Source organism: Sphingobium sp. TomMM15 (genome assembly GCF_055397045.1).
Genome location: NZ_AP027314.1, coordinates 1787934 through 1805130 on the forward strand (window position 1 = coordinate 1787934; position 17197 = coordinate 1805130).

General features: G+C 61.4%; 10 protein-coding genes and 3 pseudogenes. 2 read left to right on the forward strand and 11 right to left on the reverse strand.

The window, feature by feature from the left end:
* Nucleotides 1-6: 6 nt before the first annotated feature.
* From ACZ51H_RS08915 to ACZ51H_RS08940, 6 genes and pseudogenes are all read right to left on the reverse strand, one after another.
* Entirely contained in the window at nt 7-2172 is a 2166-nt protein-coding gene (locus ACZ51H_RS08915) for an outer membrane protein assembly factor BamB family protein (protein WP_464801606.1), read from the reverse strand.
* Complete coding sequence (locus tag ACZ51H_RS08920) at nt 2169-3254, reverse strand: sugar phosphate isomerase/epimerase family protein (RefSeq protein WP_464801607.1); 1086 nt, start codon at nt 3252-3254, stop codon at nt 2169-2171. The genes ACZ51H_RS08915 and ACZ51H_RS08920 overlap by 4 nt, the downstream gene beginning before the upstream one ends.
* A complete protein-coding gene (locus tag ACZ51H_RS08925; RefSeq protein WP_464801608.1) occupies nt 3254-4396 on the reverse strand; it encodes a Gfo/Idh/MocA family protein in 1143 nt (380 codons plus the stop codon). The genes ACZ51H_RS08920 and ACZ51H_RS08925 overlap by 1 nt, the downstream gene beginning before the upstream one ends.
* 3 nt (nt 4397-4399) lie before the next feature.
* Nucleotides 4400-5683, reverse strand: coding sequence for an MFS transporter (locus tag ACZ51H_RS08930; RefSeq protein ID WP_464801609.1), 1284 nt, complete (start codon nt 5681-5683; stop codon nt 4400-4402).
* 265 nt (nt 5684-5948) lie between these two features.
* A complete protein-coding gene (locus ACZ51H_RS08935) occupies nt 5949-6128 on the reverse strand; it encodes a ThuA domain-containing protein (protein ID WP_464802876.1) in 180 nt (59 codons plus the stop codon).
* A gap of 194 nt (nt 6129-6322) precedes the next feature.
* A pseudogene (locus ACZ51H_RS08940) lies at nt 6323-6980 on the reverse strand (IS5 family transposase); the annotation flags it as partial.
* A gap of 37 nt (nt 6981-7017) precedes the next feature.
* Between ACZ51H_RS08940 and ACZ51H_RS08945 the strand changes: the two are divergent.
* A pseudogene (locus tag ACZ51H_RS08945) lies at nt 7018-8343 on the forward strand (sulfatase-like hydrolase/transferase); the annotation flags it as partial.
* 125 nt (nt 8344-8468) lie between these two features.
* Here ACZ51H_RS08945 and ACZ51H_RS08950 read toward each other — a convergent pair.
* The 3 genes from ACZ51H_RS08950 to ACZ51H_RS08960 form a co-directional block, all read right to left on the reverse strand.
* Nucleotides 8469-9938: a recombinase family protein gene (locus tag ACZ51H_RS08950; RefSeq protein ID WP_464801610.1), complete on the reverse strand. Its 1470-nt coding sequence runs from the start codon at nt 9936-9938 to the stop codon at nt 8469-8471.
* 144 nt (nt 9939-10082) lie between these two features.
* Nucleotides 10083-10496 carry a DUF2924 domain-containing protein gene (locus ACZ51H_RS08955; RefSeq protein WP_464801611.1) on the reverse strand — a complete coding sequence of 138 codons (414 nt, stop codon included), beginning with the start codon at nt 10494-10496 and terminating at the stop codon, nt 10083-10085.
* Nucleotides 10496-10978, reverse strand: coding sequence for a DUF3489 domain-containing protein (locus ACZ51H_RS08960; RefSeq protein WP_464801612.1), 483 nt, complete (start codon nt 10976-10978; stop codon nt 10496-10498). Before ACZ51H_RS08960 ends, ACZ51H_RS08955 begins: the two co-directional genes overlap by 1 nt.
* 518 nt (nt 10979-11496) lie before the next feature.
* On the opposite strand from ACZ51H_RS08960, the gene ACZ51H_RS08965 reads away from it, so the two are divergent.
* On the forward strand, nt 11497-13788 hold the full coding sequence (locus ACZ51H_RS08965; RefSeq protein ID WP_464801613.1) for a TonB-dependent receptor: 2292 nt from the start codon (nt 11497-11499) through the stop codon (nt 13786-13788).
* A 367-nt stretch (nt 13789-14155) separates the two neighbouring features.
* Here ACZ51H_RS08965 and ACZ51H_RS08970 read toward each other — a convergent pair.
* Together ACZ51H_RS08970 and ACZ51H_RS08975 are read right to left on the reverse strand one after the other, a co-directional pair.
* A pseudogene (locus ACZ51H_RS08970) lies at nt 14156-15280 on the reverse strand (acyl-CoA dehydrogenase family protein).
* A gap of 165 nt (nt 15281-15445) precedes the next feature.
* Nucleotides 15446-17155: a long-chain fatty acid--CoA ligase gene (locus ACZ51H_RS08975; RefSeq protein WP_464801614.1), complete on the reverse strand. Its 1710-nt coding sequence runs from the start codon at nt 17153-17155 to the stop codon at nt 15446-15448.
* Nucleotides 17156-17197 lie beyond the last annotated feature (42 nt).

The window sequence follows — 17197 nt, forward strand, 5'->3', positions numbered from 1 at the left end:
CTTCTTTCATTTCGTGGGCAACGCAAAGGCGACATAGGCCGAGCCCTGCCGCGCCTTCGGATTGCGCTGGTTACTTGTGGCGATCACGATGAACTGGCGACCGCCGGACATGAATGTCGTAGGCGTGGCTACACCGGCATAAGGCAGCACGGTCTGCCAGAGCAGGCGCCCGGTGCGGCTATCGAAGGCGCGGAATTTGCGATCATAGATCGTCGCCCCGATGAACAAGACGCCGGAACTGGTGATGAGCGGGCCGCCATAATTTTCGCTTCCGGTCGGCAGCTCGCCTTTGGCGACGAGTTCGGGATATTCGCCAAACGGTATCTTCCAAAGATATTTGCCGCTGTTGAGATCAATGGCGTTCAGTGTCCCCCAAGGCGGCGCGACGGCGGGGTAGCCGTCGATGTCCACGAACTTGCGGTAACCGGTGAGATAATAGGGCGAACGCGCGGGCTTCGCATCGGCGGGAGCGGCAACCTCCCGCTTGTCCGAGGCGCCGGCCTGTCCCTGTTCGCCGAGCAAATAGGAAGTGATCGCGCTACGATCGGCAGCGGATATCTGCGGGAAGCCAGGCATACGTCCCCGCCCCTGCTGGATGATCTCGTTGATTTTGGTCGCCGAAAGCTGCTTGCCTACATCAACCAGGCCCGGGAAAGCGGGCGGCGAACCCTTGAGATCCTGACCATGGCAAGCCGCGCACTGCTCCTGATAGAGTCCGGCTCCTCGGGCTGGGGTTGCCGTTGCGACGGCAGGCGTCGCCTTTCGGGCCGCAAGCTGGCCGGTCCAGGCAACATCATTGCTGTTGATGAACAGTATACCCCGCTTACGATCAATGGCGGGGCCACCCCATTCGGCGCCGCCGTCAAAACCGGGGAACATCACGGTCGGCGCCTTCGCCGTGAACGGGATGAACGGTCCCTCGCTCCGCATCTTCGCAAAGGCTTTCACAGCTGCCTCGTGCGCCTCTGGCGTGCGCTTGGTCAGCATATCGGCTGTCAGGCGTTGCCGCGCAAACGGCGCGGGCGTCGTGACGAACGGCTGCGTGGGAGAGGCGAACTCGCCCGGCATGTCGCTGGCCGGAACGGGGCGCTCTTCAATCGGAAAGACCGGCTTTCCGGTCACGCGGTCGAGGATATACAGGAAGCCCTGCTTGGACGGCTGCACAACGGCGTCGATGCGCCGTCCGTTCCGCGTAACGGTCACCAGTGCGGGCGGGCTGGACAGGTCGCGGTCCCACAAATCGTGATGAACGGCCTGGAAGTGCCAAAGCCGCTTGCCGGTACGCGCGTCGAGCGCCAGCAGCGAGTTGGCGAAGAGATTGTCGCCCTTGCGGTCCGCGCCGTAAAAGTCGTCCACCGCCGATCCAGTCGGCACGTAGACGATCCCGCGCTTTTCATCGAGCGCCATCCCGGCCCAAGCATTGGCGCCGCCTGCATCTTTCCACGCGTCCTCGGGCCAGCTGTCATTCCCCACCTCCCCGGGGTGGGGAATGGTATTGAAGGACCAGCGCAGCTGCCCGGTCCGCACGTCATAGGCCCGTATGGTCCCGGGCGCGGCAGGGCGCGTTTCCGATGTGCGGAAACCGACGATGATGAGGTCGCCGAACACCATCCCCGGCGACGTCAGGAAAGTCGCCATCGTCTCAGGATCGCGCCCCAGATTCTCGCGCAGGTCGACGGCGCCATCCTTGCCAAAACCCGCAATCGGCTTGCCACTATCCGGGTCGAGCGCGATCAGCGTGCTGCCGAGGGAAGAAAAAAGTCGGCGTTCCGACCCGTCCTGCCAATAGGAAAGGCCGCGGACCGGCTGCTGGCCCCGCACCGCCGCGCTGGACTTCCAGATTTCGTCGCCGGTTTCGGGGTCCAGCGCAGCGACCTGCTGGGTTGGCGTGACAATATAGAGGCGGCCGTCGCGAAACAGCGGGGTCGTCTGCAGTCCACCCGCGCCGGTTTCATAGGTCCATGCAACTTGCAGCTGGGCGACGTTGGCGGGCTTGATCTGATCGAGCGTATAAAAGTGGTCGCCCGCTTGATCCTGCCCCAGCGATACCCCGGACCCTTGCGTGGACCCTGTGAGGGTGGCGACGCCTCCGGTGGCGCAGGCGGCGAGACCAAGGGCGCCAAGGATCGCCATTTTTGGCGACAGGCGCTTTGTAGTAGCGAAAAGGTTCACGCCCTCCCCCCATTCTCCGCGGAGGCGCGTGCCAGGCCGAGCAGTTGCCGATTGCGGTCCGCGTCAACGCCGCTTGCGGCAAAGTCGTCGAACGCACGATCGGTCACGCGGATGATATGGTCGCGAATGAACGACGCGCCCTGCCTTGCCCCTTCCTCCGGGTGAAGGAGCGCGCATTCCCATTCCAACACCGCCCAGCCGGGATAATCGTTCGCTGCCATCTTGGAGAAGATGGCGTCGAAATCGACCTGCCCATGGCCGGGTGAGCGGAAACGCCCGGGCCGATCGACCCAGCCCTGATAGCCGCCATAGACGCCCGACCGGCCATCGGCACGAAACTCGGCGTCCTTCACATGGAATGCGCGGATGCGCTCATGGTAAAGGTCGATGAACGCCAGATAGTCCAGTTGTTGCAGGACGAAATGGCTGGGATCGTAAAGGATATTGGCGCGGCGATGACCGCCTACCGCGTCCAGGAACCGCTCGAACGTCGCGCCGTCATGCAAATCCTCACCGGGGTGGATTTCGTAGCAGAGATCGACCCCGGCATCCTCGAACGCGTCAAGGATCGGATGCCAGCGCTTCGCCAGTTCCGCGAACGCCTCCTCGATCAGCCCAGCAGGGCGTTGAGGCCAGGGATAGACATAGGGCCAGGCCAGCGCGCCTGAGAAACTAGCGTGCGCGTCAAGGCCCAGCCGCCGGCTGGCCGCGGCGGCGGCGCGCATCTGCAACACGGCCCATTCTTGCCGAGCGGCCGAATTACCCCTTACTTCCGGCGGCGCGAACCCGTCGAACAGCGCGTCATAGGCCGGATGTACTGCCACCAGCTGGCCTTGCAGATGGGTGGAAAGCTCCGTGATCGCGAGTCCGCGATCCGCCAACATGCCCTTCACATCGTCGCAATAAGTCTGGCTTTCGGCGCCCAATGCGACGTCGAACAGTCCGCCCACGCCGGTGGGAATTTGCAAACCCACATAGCCAAGATCGGCGGCCCAACTGGCGAGATTTTCGAGCGTATCGAACGGCGGCTTGTCACCTACGAACTGCGCCAGGAAGATGCCCGGTCCCTTGATGGTCTTCATTACGCGACGTCTCCGATAGAAACCCAAGTCGACCCGTTGCTGCTCGAACGCACCGCCGCTGTCACGAAAGCGAGGCTCCGTACGCCATTGTCGATGTCCGGCAACGGCACGCTGAGGGGCCGTCCTGCGATCAGGTCGGCGAAATCACGATAGAGTGTAGCGAACGCCTCGATAAAGCCTTCAGGATGGCCGGTCGGCAGGCGGGACGCCGCCAGGCTCGACCCGCCAAGATAGGGCGCGCCACTGTGCAAAATCTGCGTGGAGCCATCCGCCGGGTTGACGATCAACCGATCGGGCTGTTCATGGCTCCAGTCCAGCCCCGCCTTTTCGCCATAGACGCGCAGGCGCAGCCCGTTGCGGTCACCGGTCGCGACCTGTGATGTCACCAGCACGCCAGGCACGCCGCCCTCCAGCTTCAACAACGCGTTGCAGTCATCGTCCAGCACCCGCCCCTCCACCAGGGCCGACAGGCTGACGCACAGGCTCTCGACCCGCATCCCGGTGACGAACTCCACCAGATCAAAGGCATGGACGCCGATGTCGCCGCTGCATCCGCCCGCACCTGCGAGATGGGGGTCGACGCGCCACGCGGCCTGCTTGTTGCTCGCATCGTCGCCCGTGGCGAGCCAGCCTTGGCTATATTCCACGACCACCTTGCGCACCCGGCCGATGACGCCCCGCTCCACCATCTCCCGCGCCTGACGGATCATGGCATAGCCGGTATAGGTGTAGGTCAGCGCATAATGCGCGCGCGCCGACCCGACGATGTCCCGCAACTCCAGCGCCTCAGCCAGGGTCGCCGTGGCGGGCTTGTCGCTGATGACATGCAGTCCCGCCGCCAAAGCCGCCCGCGCGACGGGCAGATGCAGGTGATTAGGGGTGACGATCGCCACAGCCTCCACCCCGTCCTCGCGGCCTGCCTCCTGAGCGATCATGGTCTGAAAGTCGGGATATCCCCGCGCCTCGTCCAGCGCCCAGCCTCGCGCAGCGCTCCGCGATTTTTCTGCGTCACGGCTAAACGCGCCCGCGACAAGGCGGAAGCGGCCATCCAGTTCGGCAGCCATCTTGTGAATCGGGCCGATGAAGGCATCGGGGCCGCCTCCGACCATGGCGAGGCGGATCGGGCGTGTTGCACCGGTCATGAGTCAGTTATCCTCCGATTTCGCCACCGGCGCGGGGCCTCGCTGAGCGGGGCGAAAAGCTACCGCCAGCAGTAGCGCACCAAACAAAGCAAGCCCCGTCGGCACCATGAACAGGGTCGAATAATCGACCTCGGGCGGGACCAGCGCGGTTCCCGGACGGATGGTCAGCCGCGCGACCAGCATCGGGAACAGGAAGCTGGCGACCACATTGCCGACGCCCAGGATCAACAGGTTGAAAAGCCCCTGCGCGCTCACCCGCACATCCTTTGGAAAGGCGTCATCGACGAAGATGTATACGGTTGCAAAGAAGAAGGCGTAGCAGACGCCATGCAGCAACTGAACCGCGACCACCGCCGTCACGCTGTCAGGGAACAACGCAAAGACACCGAACCGCGCGGCATGGCCCAGAATGCCGACAATCATCGTTGTGCGCCAGCCTAGTCGGGCAAGCACGACCCCCAACACGCCCATCGTCACCACCTCGGCCACCTGGCCGAGGCTCAGCACGACCATCGACAGATTGCCCGCAATGCCCACCCGGTTAGTCAAAAAGGCGTCGGACACGACGAAATAGCCGTTGTGGACCACGGAATCGATGAAGGTGACGATGAACAGCACCAGGATCGCGGGCTGCCGGAGCAGGCCGAATGTTTCACGCCATGCGAGCGAATCGGAATTACGGTCCCGACACGGCGGCGTATGAGGCAGCGTCAGGGAATACAGCGCCATTGCAAAGGACGCGATGGCCGATACGACCAAAATCCACCGCACCTGCGTCACGTCCGCATGGGCGCTCAACAGGAAGATGAACGGCCAGCTGGCAATGACCCAACCGACGGTGCCGCCCATGCGTACCTTGCCAAAGTCGCGAGCCGGATCGCGCAGGTTGGCAAAGCTAATCGTGTTGGCGACCGACAGCGTCGGCACATAGAGCAGGCTGTACCCCAGGAAGAACAGGAAGAAGGGAAGGAACGCAGTCGAGAAGGCCGCGCCCAACAGACAAGCGCCGCCGATCGCATGGCTAAACGCCAGCATCCGTTCTGCCGCGAAATTGCGGTCGGCGAACTGGTTGGAAAAGAAGATGCCGAGGATCGACGCGATGCCCCAGCAACTGCCGACCAGCGCCTGCTGGCTCGCGGTGAAGCCGAGCATGGTCATATAGGGAAACAGCTTGGGCGCCCAAGCGCCCCACACCGCCATTTGCAGCGCCATCATGATGAACAGGCGCACGCGTAGTCCTCGCGCCCCGGCCACGGGGACATTGGTTATGGGCAGTACCGCGTTCATATGTGCCATCCGCACGATACCTCGCTGCCGCAGCAAACGCTCTTCACTACACTATCCACGGCCACCCCCGCCCCCATCGATGAAAAGGCGCAAATCTATAGACGGGTGAATTTTTAAGGCAACTAAATTTCATACTGATCGATGATGCCGATCTCGCATCAAAGGTCGGCCGCTACGGCGCACATTGTGTGCGGTCACAGCGTGCGCCGTTTTCTGAGAGATATTGCAGCAGGTTCACGGCGACCAGCCGAGCGGCATTCCGGCATCACCGCTGTCCAGCCGCGCTGCAGCCATGTTTCCGCCCCTTAGCCGTCCAGCCGACCGCATTTTGGAGCAGCGTTACATAGCGCGGGTCCGAATAGGTTTGGGGAAGATGACCGATGGCAGAATAGAAAACGCGTCCCCGTCCGACACAGCGTGTCCATGCGATCGGATGATCGCCCAGCGTAGATCCCGCCCGGGCATCCCGACCGGATCGTAGCTTTTTTCATCAAGCGTCGCGAGGATGGTTGAGCCGGTGGCGCGAGGGTTGCTGGTGAAGGAATACCATTCATCGGCTATCTGCCAGCGCTTAGCGCGATCGCACCGCCTGCGCCCCGGGGCTGATTGCGCACGACCGGTTCTAGGGCCGATCGACATTCAGCGTAGCCAGATCATGGCAGCGGCGAGATGTACGAAGCCGGCAAAGTGGGCGGTGCGCCGATCGTAGCGGGTAGCGAAGCGTCTGAAATGCTTGAGTTGCGGTGCTTGTAGATAGCGGTGTCATGCGGGATGAAGACCTTGCGATTTCGCTTCGACGGGATCACCGCCTGCGCCTTCATGTCGGCGATATGTTCGCGTAAATCATTGCTGTCATAGGCTTTATCAGCGAGTACGGCCCCGGCCTTCTGGCCTTCCAGAAGATCGGGAGCGGCGGTGACGTCGCTGGCCTGCCCGGGCGTGATGCGAAAGCGCAATGGCCGACCGAACGTGTCCGCCAGCATGTGGATCTTGGTCGTCAGTCCACCTCGGGAACGCCCCAGCGCCTTGTCCTTGCCCCCCCTTTTCCGGTCGCTGCCTGTTGGTGGGCGCGGACGATGGTGCTGTCGATCATCAGATATTGGTTGTCCCGGTCGGCGGTCAGCGTGTTGAGCACCCGTTCCCAGACACCCGCATGGCACCACCTGCTGAAACGCCGATGGACCGTCTTCCACCGACCGTAGCGCTCCGGCAGGTCGCACCAGTGCGCGCCCGAGCGCAGCACCCACAAACATCCGTTCACGAACAAGCGGTTATCCGATCCCGTCCGCCCCGGATCGCTCGCCCAGGCGCTCAAACGGCATGGCTACGCGACCTGGGCGATTGGCAAATGGCACCTCATCCCGATGCGTCAGCTACTTAACGATGCACCCAAGGATGGCTGGCCGCGCCAGCGCGGCTTCGACTATTTCTACGGCTTTGCGCGGGGCTGGACCGATCAGTACAAGCCCGATCTGGTCGAGAACAACGCCTACATCAAACCGGACCTGCCAGAAGGCTATCATCTGTCGGCTGATCTGGCGGACCATGCCATCGCGCTGATCGAGACGCATACCGACAGGAAGGACGCCGCCCCTTTCTACATGAACCTGGCTTTCGGCACTGCCCATGCGCCCATCCAGGTCGCGCGAGAATATTCCGCGCCCTATGACGCCATCTACGCCAAGGGATGGGACGCGATCCGTAAGGAGCGGTTCAAGAGGATGAAGCGCATGGGCATCATCCCTGCCAGCACGCAATTGCCTGCGCGCGCCGAGCGCGACCGCGCCTGGGCCGACCTGAGCGAGGATGAGAAGGCCGCCTTCACGCGCTACATGGCCGTCTATGCCGGGTTCATCGAACATTGCGACCAGCAGATCGGGCGCGTGCTTGATACGCTGAAGGCTCGAGGTCTGGACCGCAATACCTTGATCGTCCTGCTGTCGGACAATGGCGCAGCGTCGGAAGCCGGTCAGGCAGGTGAGTTTGATGGTCTCTACCGACCCAACACGCTGTCCCCTGCCGAGCAGCGCGCACGGATCGATGAACTGGGCACGGCCAAGACCCAGGCGGAATATCCCCGTCCCTGGGCGATGGCCAGCGTGACGCCGCTCCAGCGTTACAAGCTGTGGCCCTATTCGGGCGGCACGCGCACGCCCATGATCCTCCACTGGCCGGGCCATGTGTCTGATCCGGGTGCGATCCGACATCAATTCGTGGATGTGATCGACATAGCGCCGACTCTTCTGGAGGCGGCGGGGACGCGCTTCGACAGCGTGGTTGACGGGGTCGCGCAACTCCCTGTGGCGGGACGGTCTTTCCTACCGACACTGCGCAGCGCTAGGGCGCCGGGCCGCGAGGTGCAATATTTCGAACTGCGCGGCAATCGCGCAATCACCAGCGGACGGTGGCGCGCAATCGCCATCCATGATTGCAATAAGCCGTTCGAAGAGGATCGATGGGAACTCTATGATCTCGATACCGACACTGCCGAAAGCCGAAACCTAGCGGAGCGTTATCCCCGAAAACTGGCCGAACTTAAGGCCCTATGGACCGCCGAATGGAGCAAATATGGTGCCGGGCCACTCCATCAGCCCCCCGCTGTCGCCTGCACCGTATTCGACATGTTTGACCGCAATCCGATAGAGGCCCAGAGGCAGTGAGTGCACCGGAACTTTCTAGGAAAGAGACTGCGCATCCGAATAATGTTTTGCGGGCCTGCTGAGTGGACTCATCGCCTTGGCTACGACCTCCAGCGCGCTGGCAGACACGAACAAGAGCGAGCGGGTTAACTACCCCAGTCTCTGTCTGCTCTCGGGCAAAGCTCGGAGGCGGCTGAACGGTGCAAGCTGGTCGCATGCCAGCCAGCCGGTTTCTCCCCGCAACTCCAACGGTGAAAATCGGAGCGAGCGGCCGCTTTCGGGAAGGGAAAATTAGCCCCTGATCGATACGAGGAGCCTGGCTCCTGGGCATCCCAACCCGGGTTGATCGCTCCTCGGGCAAGCAGCAGGCCGCCATCCACATCCGCTTTCTGGCGGCCTGTGAGTATCGCCTCGGTAACCGCTGGCGAGAGGAAAGCGAGCCGCAGAACGCGGGTCATCCAGGAGGCGCTCACCTTTCCCCGGGCAGCGAGGGTTTTGACGTCAACGGGCTCGGTACGAAGGATGCGCCACCAGTGATGCGCCCTTGCGACCATGCGGATGAGCGAGGGGTCGATCCGGGCTGACGCCGATGCGCCGCCATCCTGTACGAGGCGCAGCGCGCGGCCCGAGCGTGTCAGGCGAACAGGCGAGCGCAGGATGACGTCATTTGCCTCGTCATCAGCAGAAAGGTCCAGGAGTTCGATCAGCGCAGGGAGCCTGCATCGGAGAGCGACCCCTTCCCCCGTCACTTCCACGGCTTCCACCAGGGAGAGCAGGACCTCGCGCTTCCTCTGACGGATACAGGCCGCACTGCGCTCCGTCGCGTCCATGATCCGTGAGATATCGTGACCGTCGATCCGGACACCGGCCTGCGCGACCAGGTCGAGCGGATCGTCAAAAGCCTGCACCAGCCGGTCCACTACAGCCGTCTCCAGCTCGCGTGCGGGGATGCGCATGCCGTCCCCGCCCTTTCGGGTCTGCAGTGCCCTGCTCACATAATAGCGATACCGCACCTTCCCCTTTGTAGCATGCACCGGGATGAGTGGTTCGCCCGCTTCATCCCGCACCAGTCCGGCGAGAAGGCTGGCCTGCTGCGCGTTTTTGCCCGTCCGCCTGCCCTGTCGGTTCTGCTCCAGCAGCGCCTGCCCCCTGTCCCACAGATCCCTGTCGATGATCGCGTCATGGAGCCCGGGATGGACCTTCCCATGATGGCTGATCTCGCCCGTATAGGTGCGGCAGGCGAGCATGAGGTACAGTTGCCCCCGGGTGAACGGACGGCCGCCCATGCTCTTGCCGGTCGCCGTGGTGCGAATGGGCGCCAGTACTCCCTCCTCGCGCAGCGCTTCAGCCAGCAGCCGGACATTGCCGATCGCGAGATAGCGCCGGTAGATACTGTCCACGAGGACCGCCTGTTCCGGCACGATGGCGAGGCTGCGGCCGTCGGGGCGATAGCCCAGCGGAGGAACCCCGCCCATCCACATGCCCCGCGCCTTTGATGCCGCGATCTTGTCGCGGATCCGCTCGGCGGTCACTTCCCTTTCGAACTGGGCGAAGGAGAGCAGCATGTTGAGCGTCAGACGCCCCATGCTGGTGGTGGTGTTGAACGACTGGGTCACCGAGACAAAGCGGGCTCCAGCCCTCGCTCGCCTGCGAGAGGATATAGGCGGCGCAGGCCTCCCGCTGGGCATGCAGCGAATTGAAGTCCTGTTCCAGCCCTTCCTCGCTCGACTTCCTCGTGTAGATGGCACAGCGGACCGGCTTCATGCCGCAACCTTCTGCTTCAGGCCAGAGAAGGCGGGGCCCGACCAGCGGGTGCCGGTGATCGTCCGGGCAACCTCGCTCAGCGACCGCCATTCCCGGTCGTTCCAGCGGATGATCCGGTCCTCCCCGATCGTGACCACATGGGCCACGCCATTCCATTCACGGGTCAGGCGCATGCCCGCCTTCGCCGCTGCCGTGCGGCTCTTGCCCCCGGCGAGCTGTGCCAGTTTCTGCTGCGTCGTGCGTGGCAGACCGCCCAGCGCTCTTGCCTGATATTCCCAGGCAAGGGCCAGACGCATCATCGCCGGGCTGATGCGGGGCGGAGCCGTCCCGGCAAGGCGCCGCCATTCAGCCTTCAGCGCCGATGAGGAGAGGTTTTCAAGGGCAGCGATGCGCCGCTCCACCTCGCCCATCAGCTGGTGCTCCAGATCCGGTAGCAGCTCTGGCCCTCACGAACGCTCCGCCCGATCGCATGTCCCTTCCTGCGCAGGCCCGTCAGCGCCGCCCGCACCGTGTGGGGCAGCCACCCGGTCGCTTCGATAAGGTCTGCCATCACCGCACCTTCCGGCCGCTCGACCAGGGCAAGGAGCATACCCGTCTTCGTCGTCCGGACATGGGATGTGGCAGGTTCAGCTTCGCTCACGCCCTCCCCCTTGTCCGGGGCATCAGCTTCAATGCCGATCGCCCGCAGGCCGGCGGGCGTGATGTGGATGTGCGCCTCTCCATCTGAACCCGCTACTATCCGCTGCTCGACAAAGCCGCGGCGCAAGAGCGCGGCTACCGCCTTTGCGCCGCCCCATGGGTCCACGCCCTCTGGCCAGGGACGAATCTGTCCGTTCTCCCGCCGGGACGCAGTGGACAGCAGCATGGATTGCAGATCGCTCAGTCGGGTCATGGGTGGTTCTCCTTCGAAGGAGCCGCGCAACGCCGCTCCCACCACCCACAGCCCCGACCATCGGCAGGTCGGGGCAGGTCACCGCGCCATCAGGTACGCAGCGATTCAGCGCTCATGCTGTTCGCTCTGTTTGAAGGTGAAGTCGAGCACATTGTCAGCCCGCTTGCCGCAACTCAATGATTGGTCGCCAACGCACCCTTCTCCAGCAGCCGTCTGCCCTAATTAGAATGTGTATTCTTAATATCATATTAGGAAAACAGAATTTTCATTACGAAATCTGCTTGTCCTCGGCAATATTGTGCCTTGCTCGATAAATCTCGACTAATGGGGGAAGCTTTCGGGATACGGCTAAGGCTGGCCGGTGCCGCCCGTCGCAGAAGACATCGATCTTCGTGGCCCGCCCAAATGCTGAAGGTGCCCGCAGCCTTCCAGCCACAACGATGATCATTCTATAATTTGTATTTACGGAATATAAATTCCATTGTATAGCGGTTAGATATAAAAATGGGAGAGGGTTTATGAGATTCCGTACTAGCATTTTATGCGCTGCCGCGACCGGAGCCTTATTTCCAACATTCGCAATGGCGGGGCCAACATCTTCAAGCACGGAGAGTTGGGCTCCAGAAGCCCAAACAACTACCGCCGCTGCAAATCCCTACGCGTCGAGTGCAGACATCATCGTAACCGCCAACAGGCGTTCGGAAAGGCTTCAGGATGTACCGATCACCGTTACCGCCGTCACCGGAGAGGCGCTGCGCGAGCGCGGCGTCAAGAATCCAGAGGATCTGAGCCGCATTTCACCCAGCCTCGTTACTCAAAACAACGCGGCGAACGCCCAGGGCACCAATTTTTCGATACGCGGCGTCGGGACGTCCAGCTTCCAGCGGTCGGTCGAGCCCAGCGTGGCTGTCGTTCTGGACGATGTGACCCTGATTCGTTCGGAACTGGGGGTCATCAATTTCACCGATCTTGCGCAGGTCGAAGTTCTTAACGGTCCGCAAGGCTTTCTATTTGGCAAAAACGCGTCCGCCGGGCTTATCAACATCCGTACCAACGATCCCGTGATCGGGACCAATTCGGGTCGCATTTTTTCGGAATATGGCCAGTTGGATAACGCCAACGACACATCATTATTTCGTGTACAAGGCATCGCTAATCTAGCGCTGTCTGACAGCGCGGCTGCGAGGATCAATGGCTTTTACGTCAAGAATTCGTCGCTTCAGAAAAATGTCGTGGCCAATCCCGACTTTGATGGCGACCTGCGACAAGTCGGCGGATCTGCGAAGCTGCTGTGGAAGCCTACAGAACGGCTGACGGTGTTGCTGGCGGGCGACTATCTGGATTCCCGCGGCGCCGGCGGCGGCGTAGCGAGTTTACGGGTCGTCACGCCAACGAGTCCTCTCGCCCAACTACTCCCCACACTTGGCATCACGCCGGGCCCTAACAATTCCAATAGCGCCTATGATGGGCCGACTTTCTACAATCTCAAGGTGGGCGGGGTTCAGGCCAAGATTTCCTATGAACTGGATAGTGGCCTGACCATCACGAACATTGCGGCCTACCGGGGGTTCAAGACGTCCCAGCAGTTTGACGCCGATTATAGCCCCCTGCCCCTGGTGCAGGTTTTCGGCGGGGGCATTATCACCGATCAATTTTCCAATGAGCTTCGACTGGCTTCGCCCGTGGGAGGAAAATTCGATTACCAAGCCGGGCTGTTCCTGCTCAAGGCGCGGGTCCGGGAAGACAATCTTCTTGCTGCGTCTCTGGGACAAACGCCCCCCCCAGGCTTCACGACTGTCCTGGGAAGCGACAGCTTCTGGCGCCAAAAGCTTGGCAGCTATGCCGCCTATGGCCAGGGGACCTATCGCTTCACGGACAGGCTGCGCCTGACCGCGGGCGCGCGCCTGACCCATGAAACCATCAATATGCGTTATGAAAATACTGCGGGCGGTGGCGCGCTCTCCTTGCTGCCTGTTTCTCCTGACCGACAGGAGGCCCGTCGCGAAACCAACTTTTCCTGGCGCACGACGCTGCAATATGACTTGAACAATGACTGGATGGTCTACGGCACTGCCGCGCGCGGCTACAAGGGGCCGGGTTATGCGCAATATTCCTTCTCTTACGTAAGGCCGGAAATTTCGACGCATTTCGAGATCGGGACCAAGGCCCAGTTTCTCGATCGCAAGTTGACGGTAAACCTGTCAGCTTACAACACCGACTTTAAGGATTTCCAGGCGCAGAGCATCGACTTCACGACACTGTCGTTCCTGCTGCAGAATGCAGGAAAGCTACGCACGCGCGGCGCTGAACTACAGGTCATCGCGCGGCCCACATCACGCCTGACATTCAACGCCAGTGTTGCCTATACAGATGCCCGCTTCATCTCGTTCAAGGGGGACACCTGCTATGTCGGGCAGATTGACTGCGTGAACGGCGCGACCGACTCCTCTGGCCGGAGACTGCCAAACGCTCCTAAGTGGAAGGCGATCGCAGACGTCAGCTACGAGCAACCACTGGGCGACAATTTCGCGGCCATCTTTAATATCGGTGTAACGTCACAATCATCTTACAATTTCCTGTCCAACGGCGACCCCAGTTCGGTACAGAAGGGTTATACGGCGCTTGACTTGGGCGCCACCTTGACCCCGACCGCGCGCAACTGGAGCCTCCGGGCCTTCTGCCGGAACTGTACAGACCGCCGCTACGTCGCTACAGTTCAGGGCCATCCGTTTTTCGCTGGCGATTATATCCAGAACTTAAGCTACGGGGGCTTTCGCCAACTTGGTCTTGCGCTCGACGTAGGCTTCTAAGCCTCGAGAGCATTTGAATAGTCGTTCATTCGTGACCTGCTAGAGCGCGGCGCGCCAGATGGTCGCCGCGCTCTTTTCCTTTGTTCGGCCAAAATTCTTTGGATTTGGTCATCACGCCGGGCGAAAACAACTTCGCCTGAGGGTAAGGCTGTATCAAGCACCTGGTTTGGACGTCCTCCAGCCCCACCGCGTCTGCCGAGCTTCAATCGCCTTCGGCCCAAAAGCGGCAAACAAAGACAATGGCGAGGATCAGTAACAGGAATTCGGGCGAGCGCGGCAACGACACGCGACCTGCCCCCCTTGGGCCATGGGCGTCCGGGCATAGCCTGCGATGACGACAGGATCTTGTGACATGGTTCAATTTCCTTCAAAGGCTGCGCGCAATGACCACGCGCTGAATGTCGGATGTGCCCTCGTAAATCTGGCAGACACGCACATCGCGATAGATTTTGGCGATGCCGAATTCCTCCAGATAGCCATAGCCGCCCAGCGTCTGGATCGCGCCAGACACCACCGCTTCAGCCGTTTCGGAAGCGAAGAGCTTCGCCATGGACGCCTTGGTCAAGGCGAGCTGTCCTGCATCCTTCATGGCGGCTGCGGAGAGGACCAGCTGTCGCGCGGCCTCCAGCCGGGTGGCAAGGTCGGCTAGGCGGAAGCCCACTGCCTGATGGTCGATGATCGCCTTGCCCATCGAGCGGCGGTCCTTGGCATAGCCCACCGCGACTTCCAGCGCGGCCTGTGCCATGCCGACAGATTGCGCGGCGATGCCGATCCGACCCGTCTCAAGGTTCGCCAATGCTATGCGATAGCCTTGCCCCGGCTCGCCCAGCAGCAGGTCATCTTCCACGAACAGATCTTCGAACCGCAGCGCACACGTGTCGGATGCCCACTGCCCCATCTTGTGCTCGACCTTATCGACGACATAGCCCGGCCGATCGGTGGGGACCAGAAAAGCCGAAAGTCCTCTCTTCCCCGCTTCCGGATCAGTCACCGCGATGACCATGGCAAGGCCGCCCACCCTGCCCGAAGTTATGAACTGCTTTGCACCATTGAGGTGCCAGCCGCCTTCCACCCTGACTGCCCGGGTACGGATCGCCGCGGCATCAGACCCCGCATCCGTCTCGGTCAACGCAAAGGCGCCGATGGTCCGCCCGGCGATCAGGTCAGGCAGGAAGCGCTGCTTCTGCGCCTCGCTACCATCCTTCAAAAGTCCACCAACCATAATGCTATTCTGGATCGAGACGATGGTGGACAGCGCTCCATCGGCCGCCGCAATTTCCATCAGCGCCAGAGCGTAGGACACAGCATCCGCTCCCGCTCCGCCATATATGTCGGGCGCAATCATGCCCCATAGGCCCAATGCGGCCATTTCCTCGAACAGAGCACTGGGGTAGCCGCCTTACTTTTCGAAGCGCGCGCTATGGGGCCGGATTTCCGCTTGGGCGAAACTCCTCACCATATCCCGGCTCGCCAACTGATTTTCGTCTAACATCATTTAATGGGCACCTTGCTGGGCATCGCGATTGCCGCTGCACGAGGCAGTTCGACGCGCTATTTCCTTGAGAAACTTGACCGTGTCTCGTTCGCCTCTTCTGACCAGCTCTTGCCGTCTTCCACGACAATAGCTCACTAGCGCCATTCAAAAAGCGGCGGATCATCAGCACTCACGGTCTACTGATTGGTCCTGATGTACGGATCCAGCAGAAGGAGAATAGCGTTGCCGAAGCGTTTTCTTGTCCAACTTGCCTACGCTTGTCTTTTCCAGCGAAGTTTGAAACATCACTCGCTCGGGCACAGCCCATTGCGAGATTTGTCCGCGGTCGGAAAATGTTTTGACATGCGCCTTAACCGAGCACTCCGTAAGGGCCTCAAAGCCAGCCTTTGGGACCACGATTGCCAGAGGACGTTCGCTCCATCTTGGGTCTGGCACTCCAATGACGGCCACTTCACTAACGCCTTCAAGCTGCGAGATGATATCTTCGATTTCTAGCGATGAAATCCATTCACCACCCGTCTTGATCACATCCTTGATGCGGTCGGTGATCTGCAGCACCCCGTCGGGATGGAGGACGCCGACGTCGCCGGTATGCATATATCCCCCTTCCCAGAGCATCTCGGAAGAGTGCGAGTCACTTAGATATCCTTGCGTCAGCCAAGGAGCGCGCACGACAATCTCCCCTGCACTTTTCCCATCGCGCGGAAGGGGATTCATGCCTGAGTCAACGATGCGCAGATCGACAAGAGGCACCGCCGCACCCGCACGCGTGCGGGCCTCCACCTCTTCAGCCGACCCGTCCGCCAATTGCTCCGCCGTCATCTGTGCTATGCTGAGAACGGGGCAGGTTTCCGACATGCCGTAGCCTGCAAAAATGTCGATGCCCCGGGCGAGCGCAGCATGGACGAGCCCTTTGGGCAAAGCAGCCCCGCCGATCACGATCTTCCACCCTGTAAGGTCAGCGTCAGCCGCTTCGGCAGAGGTCAGCAACATGTGCAGCAAGGTCGGCACGCAATGGGAGAAGGTGACCCCCTCGGACTGTTGCAGCCCCAGCAGGGTCGCGGCGGCATAGCGCCCCGGGTAAACCTGCTTCAGTCCGAGCATCGTTGCGATGAATGGCATGCCCCAGGCATGGACGTGGAACATAGGCGTGATCGGCATATACACGTCGGCGCGATGCAGGCGCCCTTGAGCCTGGGAAGCTGCCATCGCACCTGCCATCACCAATGAGTGAAGAACAAGCTGGCGATGGCTGAAGAACACGCCCTTTGGCGAGCCGGTGGTGCCTGTAGTATAAAAAGTAGTGGCGCGGCTATTCTCGTCAAAATCCGGGAAATCGTAATCCGGCGCGGCGCCTGCCAGCAACCCTTCATATTCGGTAATGACCGGGAGCGTCGATACCGGCACTTCTCCCGTGTCGGTAAGGACTATGACGGTTCGAACACGCTTGATCCGATCCCATATCCTTTCAAGCAGCGGAAGGAAATCGACATGCACTAGGAGGGCATCGTCGCGTGCATGGTTGATTGTATATAGTATCTGCTCCGGCGACAGGCGTATGTTCACCATGTGGAGCACCGCCCCCATTCCCGGAACGGCGAAGTAACTTTCCAGATAGCGGTTGCTGTCCCAATCCAGCACGCCGACCGTGTCGCCGGCCTTTATACCAAGGTTCGAAAGACCATTGGCCAGCCTCCCAACACGGTTGGCAAATGTTCGATAATTGAACCGTGCCACATCGCGGTAGACGATCTCCTGTTCAGGCGCGCGTGCGAGACCTGATGCCAACAAATGCTTCAGAAGAAGCGGAAACGCATAAGCCGAGGGAGCCGGTTCATCCGCTCGGCAGATCGCCTGTTGTCCGGTCATCATCAAGGCCTCACAGAAAGGGTATCGTCGTGCGTCGCGTCACAG

What these genes read in the sequence shown, in the direction of transcription:
- ACZ51H_RS08920 (WP_464801607.1), bottom strand. Translation starts at nt 3,254, where the DNA reads ATGAAGACCATCAAGGGACCGGGCATCTTCCTGGCGCAGTTCGTAGGT.
- ACZ51H_RS08925 (WP_464801608.1), bottom strand. Translation starts at nt 4,396, where the DNA reads ATGACCGGTGCAACACGCCCGATCCGCCTCGCCATGGTCGGAGGCGGC.
- ACZ51H_RS08930 (WP_464801609.1), bottom strand. Translation starts at nt 5,683, where the DNA reads ATGAACGCGGTACTGCCCATAACCAATGTCCCCGTGGCCGGGGCGCGA.
- ACZ51H_RS08955 (WP_464801611.1), bottom strand. Translation starts at nt 10,496, where the DNA reads ATGGGCGAGGTGGAGCGGCGCATCGCTGCCCTTGAAAACCTCTCCTCA.
- ACZ51H_RS08960 (WP_464801612.1), bottom strand. Translation starts at nt 10,978, where the DNA reads ATGACCCGACTGAGCGATCTGCAATCCATGCTGCTGTCCACTGCGTCC.
- ACZ51H_RS08965 (WP_464801613.1), top strand. Translation starts at nt 11,497, where the DNA reads ATGAGATTCCGTACTAGCATTTTATGCGCTGCCGCGACCGGAGCCTTA.
- ACZ51H_RS08975 (WP_464801614.1), bottom strand. Translation starts at nt 17,155, where the DNA reads ATGATGACCGGACAACAGGCGATCTGCCGAGCGGATGAACCGGCTCCC.